At 68.4% G+C, this 5,004-nt stretch carries 5 protein-coding genes; 2 read left to right on the top strand and 3 right to left on the bottom strand.

What is annotated here, in order from left to right; all coding sequences use genetic code 11:
* The coding region (locus tag ABZD10_RS13605; protein WP_372887269.1) for an inorganic phosphate transporter at positions 1 to 271 on the top strand (271 nt) is incomplete at its 5' end.
* Positions 272 to 470: 199 nt separating this feature from the next.
* On the opposite strand, the gene argF is transcribed toward ABZD10_RS13605, so the two are convergent.
* Together argF and ABZD10_RS13595 are read right to left on the bottom strand one after the other, a co-directional pair.
* Positions 471 to 1,397, bottom strand: a complete 927-nt coding sequence (argF, locus tag ABZD10_RS13600) for an ornithine carbamoyltransferase (RefSeq protein ID WP_372887268.1) — start codon at positions 1,395 to 1,397, stop codon at positions 471 to 473.
* Between the two features lie 4 nt (positions 1,398 to 1,401).
* A complete protein-coding gene (locus ABZD10_RS13595; RefSeq protein WP_372887266.1) occupies positions 1,402 to 2,583 on the bottom strand; it encodes an aspartate aminotransferase family protein in 1,182 nt (393 codons plus the stop codon).
* 537 nt (positions 2,584 to 3,120) lie between these two features.
* On the opposite strand from ABZD10_RS13595, the gene ABZD10_RS13590 reads away from it, so the two are divergent.
* Positions 3,121 to 3,702, top strand: a complete 582-nt coding sequence (locus ABZD10_RS13590; RefSeq protein WP_372887265.1) for a GcrA family cell cycle regulator — start codon at positions 3,121 to 3,123, stop codon at positions 3,700 to 3,702.
* A 102-nt stretch (positions 3,703 to 3,804) separates the two neighbouring features.
* Here the strand turns inward: ABZD10_RS13590 and ABZD10_RS13585 are convergent.
* On the bottom strand, positions 3,805 to 5,004 hold a 1,200-nt coding region (locus tag ABZD10_RS13585), incomplete at its 5' end, for an AsmA-like C-terminal region-containing protein (RefSeq protein WP_372887263.1).

The raw sequence follows: 5,004 nt of genomic DNA, 5'->3' as shown, positions 1-5,004 counted from the left end.
GCTCGGCCTGCCGGTGTCCTCGACCCATATCGCCGTCGGCGGCGTCTTCGGGGTCGGCTTCTTCCGCGAATGGCACGCCGAGCGCCGGCTGCGCAAATCCGCCGCCGCCCGCCCCGAGGCCAAGCGCATCGCGCCCGAGGAACGCCGCCGCCGCAAGCTGGTGCGCCGCAGCCACTTCATGACCATCGTCGCCGCCTGGGTGATCACCGTGCCCGCCGCGGCGCTGCTGTCGGGGGGCATCTTCCTGCTGCTCAACGCCATCGTCAGCTGACACGACAGCCGAAACGACAGCCGATAGCAAAGAAATGGGGGCGCCGGAAATCCGGTGCCCCCTTTTCGTTGACGCGGCCGCACGGCGGCCTTTTTCTCTTGCCCGAAATATCCCGGGGTGAATGGGCCGCAGGCCCAGAGGGGCAGCGCCCCTCCCCGCCGGGCTCAGGTTCAGGCTCGGGCTCGGGCTCGGGCGGCGGCTATTTCTCCAGACACCAGCGCATCACTGCCTTCTGGGCGTGCAGGCGGTTCTCGGCCTCGTCGAAGATCACCGAATTGGGCCCGTCCATCACCCTGTCGGTGGCCTCTTCGTTGCGATGGGCCGGCAGGCAATGCATGAACAGCGCATCCGGCTTGGCGCGCGCCATCAGCGCCTCGTTGACCTGATAGGGGCGCAGCTGGTTGTGGCGGCGTTCGCGGGCCGATTGCGCATCATGCATGCTGACCCAGGTGTCGGTGACCACCAGATCGGCGCCCTCGACCGCCCGCATGGGGTCGCGCTCGATCTCGACCCTGACCCCCTGGGCGCGGGCCAGCTCGACGAATTCCGCCTCGGGGTCGAGCACCTCGGGGCCGGTGAAGGTGAGATCGAAGCCGAACTGGCCGGCGGCATGCAGGAACGAGGCGCAGACGTTGTTGCCATCGCCCGACCACACCACCTTCTTGCCGCCGATCGGGCCGCGGTGCTCTTCATAGGTCAGGATGTCGGCCATGATCTGGCAGGGGTGGGTGCGGTCGGTGAGCCCGTTGATCACCGGCACGTCGGCATATTCCGCCAGTTCCAGCAGCACCTGCTCTTCGAAGGTGCGGATCATGATCAGGTCGACATAGCGGCTCAGCACCCGGGCGGTGTCGGCGATGGTCTCGCCATGGCCGAGCTGCATCTCCTTGCCCGAGAGCACCATGGTCTGGCCGCCCATCTGGCGCACCCCGACGTCGAAGGAGACCCGGGTCCGGGTCGAGGGTTTCTCGAAGATCAGCGCCACCATGTGATCCTTCAGCGGCAGGTCGTCGTCCGCCGCCCCCTTGGGGCGGCCGTTGCGGGCGCCCTTCATCGCCTTGGCGCTGTCGATGATGCCGCGCAGCTCGGATTTGCCGGTGGTATGGATGTCGAGGAAATGCTTCATGGATCTATCCTTGTTCCGCCGCCAGCTGCGCCGCGGCATTGCCAAGCCGGGTCACGGCCTGGGTAATTTCGTCATCGGTGATGGTCAGCGGCGGCAGCAGCCGCACCACGTTGTCGGCGGCGGGCACGGTGGCGATCTCCTGTCCGTAGCCGGCGGCGACGACATCGCCGTTGGCGGCGCGGCATTTCAGCCCCAGCATCAGGCCGCTGCCGCGCACCTCTTCGAAGACCTGCGGATAGGCGGCCACCAGCCCTTCGAGCTTCTGCCGCATCAGCCCCGCCTTGCGGTTGACCTCGGCCAGGAATTCCGGCGCCGAGACCACCCCGATCACCGCGTTGCCCACCGCGCAGCCCAAGGGGTTGCCGCCATAGGTGCTGCCGTGGCTGCCCGCGACCATGCCGCTGGCGGCCTCTTCGCTGGCCAGCACCGCACCGAGCGGGAAGCCGCCGCCGATGCCCTTGGCGACCATCATGATGTCGGGCGAAATACCGGCCCATTCATGGGCAAAGAGCTTGCCGGTGCGCCCGACGCCGCATTGCACCTCGTCGAGGATCAGCAGCACGCCCCGGTCGCGGCAGATCTCGGACAGCGCCCTGAGGTCGGCGTCGGCCATGGCCCGGATGCCGCCCTCGCCCTGGATCGGTTCGACGATCACGGCGGCGGTGCGGTCGCCGATGGCGGCGGCGAGCGCCTCGAGATCACCCCAGGGCAGATGCAGAAAACCGGGCAGCAGCGGGCCGAAACCCCTGGTCAGTTTCTCGCCACCCGCGGCGGCGATGCCGGCCGAGGAGCGGCCGTGGAAGGCGCCCTCGAAGCCGATGATCTCGACCTTTTCGGGCTGGTCCTTGTCGTGCCAGTACTTGCGCGCCATCTTCACCGCCAGCTCGCAGGCCTCGGTGCCGGAATTGGTGAAGAACACGGTGTCGGCAAAGCTGTTTTCGACCAGCCTGTCGGCCAGTTCCTGCTGCTGCGGGATCTGGTAGAGATTTGAGACATGCCAGATCTTTTCCGCCTGCTCGGTCAGCGCCTTGACCAGCACCGGGTTGGCATGGCCGAGGGCATTGACGGCGATGCCGGCGCCGAGGTCGAGAAAACGTCGTCCATCCGCCTCGATCATCCAAGAGCCTTCGCCTTTGACAAAGCTCAGCGGCGCCCGGTTGTAGGTCGGCAAAACAGATGGGATCATGGTTCTGTCCTCGTTAGGAAGCCCTGTGGTTGCCCCACGCGGGCGATCAAGTCAACAATCAGAGAGGGATGTGCGCCCCTGCGGCGCAGATTGATGGAAAAGCGTGCCGAATTGGCGCAGCACGGCGGGCGGCGCCGGGTTAGCGGCGGCGCTGGCGTCGCAGGCGTCGAAGCCCGGCATATGCGATGCGGTTTTCCATGGCCGCTGTCTAGCGCCCCGGCGGGGCGATGAAAAGCCCCAATTTCCGCCCCCGCCCCGGCACCGGCACCGCCGCCAACCGCCGTCCCGCCGCGATTCATCGCCCCGCGGCGGCGATTGGGTGATTCTCTGCCTTGTAACTCGGGCCGGGGTGACTAGAATGGGCGCCTGACCAAGAAATGTGCGGCGGCCCCGGTGGCCGCTTTTTAACTGCGTTTCGACGGGCTGCCGGGACACCGGCGATCTGGCGAGGCGCCCGAGACCGACAATTGATACGGGCGTCGGCAACCCGGGTTTCATGCGACCCGGCCCGCCGGCACCCCTGCTGGGGAACAAGCGATGTCCTGGACCGACGAGCGCGTGGAGCTTTTGAAGAAGATGTGGGGCGAAGGCCAGTCTGCGAGCCAGATCGCCAAGGAGCTGGGCGGCGTCACCCGCAACGCGGTGATCGGCAAGGTGCATCGCCTTGGCCTGTCGAACCGCACCACCACCAAGACCGAGACCAAGCCCAAGGCCGAGGCCAAGCCGAAAGTGGCGCCCAAGCCCAAGGCGGCGCCGAAGCCGGCGGCCCCCAAGCCCGAGCCCAAGCCCGAGCCCGCGACCACCTCGGCAACGCCCAAGCCGGCGATGTCGCCGGCGCGCAAGGCGATCATCCCCGCCGGCCAGCCGCTGCCGCCGCAGCCCTCGGCCAACGAGATCAGCCCCGAGGCGCTGGCCAAGGTCAACGAGGTCGAGAAATCGGCCAAGAAACTGTCGCTGATGGAACTGACCGAACGCACCTGCAAATGGCCGGTGGGTGATCCGGCGACCGACAATTTCTGGTTCTGCGGCCTGCCGGTGCAGGCCGGAAAACCCTATTGCGAGGCCCATGTCGGCGTCGCCTTCCAGCCGATGAGCGCCCGGCGCGACCGCAAGCGCTGAGCCCGGCCGCCAGCCGCGACCAATCCCGCGACCCCGCCGCGCCACCGCCGGCGGGGTTTTGCGTTCCGGTCCCGGCTGGCAAGGACGCCCGCTTGCGGGCCGTCATTCGCCGCGATTGAGCAGTTTGCGCAGCCCGCCCTTGACCTCTTCTTCCAGCTTGCCCCTTGCCGCGTCCTTGGCGGCATCCTTGACGCTGCCCGCGGGGTCGACGGTGACCCCCAGCTCTTCGCCGATCTTCTCGGTGACGGCGGATTTGGCCTCGTCCTTGAGGGCCTGTTTCTCGGCCTTGAGGTCGATGCCCAGCGCCTTGTCGAGATCGGGGCGGATGCGCGGGTTGTCCCAGCTGCCCTTGATCCGGACCGGGAAGGCGAGCCCGCTGTCGTCGTCGCGGCGCAGCTGGGGCGTGAACAGGTAGTTGATGTCGCGGGCGCCGATCCCCACCTGGCCTTCGCCGCGGGCGATCAGCCGCGGCAGTTCCAGCAGCAGGTCGTCGTTGCGCAGCACCCCCTGTTCGATCACCGCGCTGCCGGTCAGGGCGTCGAAGACGGTGACGCCGCCGGCGGTCTTGCCGCGCAGCAGCTTTTCAAGATCGAGCCCGGTAATGGTGCCCTTGCCGACTTTCAGCGCGGCGGTGCCCTTGAGACTGTTCATGATCTGGTGCTCGGAGGCGCCCGAGCCGAGAAAATCGAGTTTCAGGTCGGCCTTGCCGGTGAAGCTCTCGATCTCCATCGCGTCGCGCAGCAGGCCGTTCAGCTCCATGCCGGTGATGTCCAGCTTGCCGGCGACCGAAAGCCCGCTGCGGTTGTTGGCCACCAGTTGGCCCTGCACCGCGCCGCCATAGGCGGCCACCTCGCGCAGGCTGACCACGGCGCGGGCCTTGTCGAGGGCGACCGACAGCCGGCTGCGGTCAAGCTTGAGGCTGCCGAGGTCGATGGCCTCGGCGGCAAGGGTGATCTCGCCGTTGAAGGCCGACAGCGCATCGGCCGCGATCGGGGCCTTGGACCAGCCCGAGGGCGCCGCCTGCCCGCCCTGCGCGCCGCCCGCGCCACCGGCAAGCCGGGCCAGGTCGAGCCGGCCGGCGACCAGATGCGCGGTCACCTGCGGCGTGGCGCCGGAAAGGTCGAGATCCATCTGCGCGTTGAGCGCATTGCCGAGCGCGGTCAGGCTGGCGTCGCGCAGCGTCACCAGCCCCTCGCGGGTATAGGTGATGTCGCCGCGCAGCGAGAGCGGCCCCCCGGGGGCCGCGGCCGGCTGGCCGAGGGCCGACAGGAAGGCGCCGGGATCGGGCAGCGCCACCGCCAG

The organism is Shimia sp. (assembly GCF_041624275.1).
Classification (GTDB): Bacteria; Pseudomonadota; Alphaproteobacteria; order Rhodobacterales; family Rhodobacteraceae; genus Shimia.
Note: the sequence above shows the minus strand (reverse complement) of the source record. Positions and strands in the feature narration are given on the sequence as shown.

Excerpts from the sequence above, each read along its gene's own strand:
- argF (WP_372887268.1), bottom strand. The coding sequence starts at position 1,397 with ATGAAGCATTTCCTCGACATCCATACCACCGGCAAATCCGAGCTGCGC.
- ABZD10_RS13595 (WP_372887266.1), bottom strand. The coding sequence starts at position 2,583 with ATGATCCCATCTGTTTTGCCGACCTACAACCGGGCGCCGCTGAGCTTT.
- ABZD10_RS13590 (WP_372887265.1), top strand. The coding sequence starts at position 3,121 with ATGTCCTGGACCGACGAGCGCGTGGAGCTTTTGAAGAAGATGTGGGGC.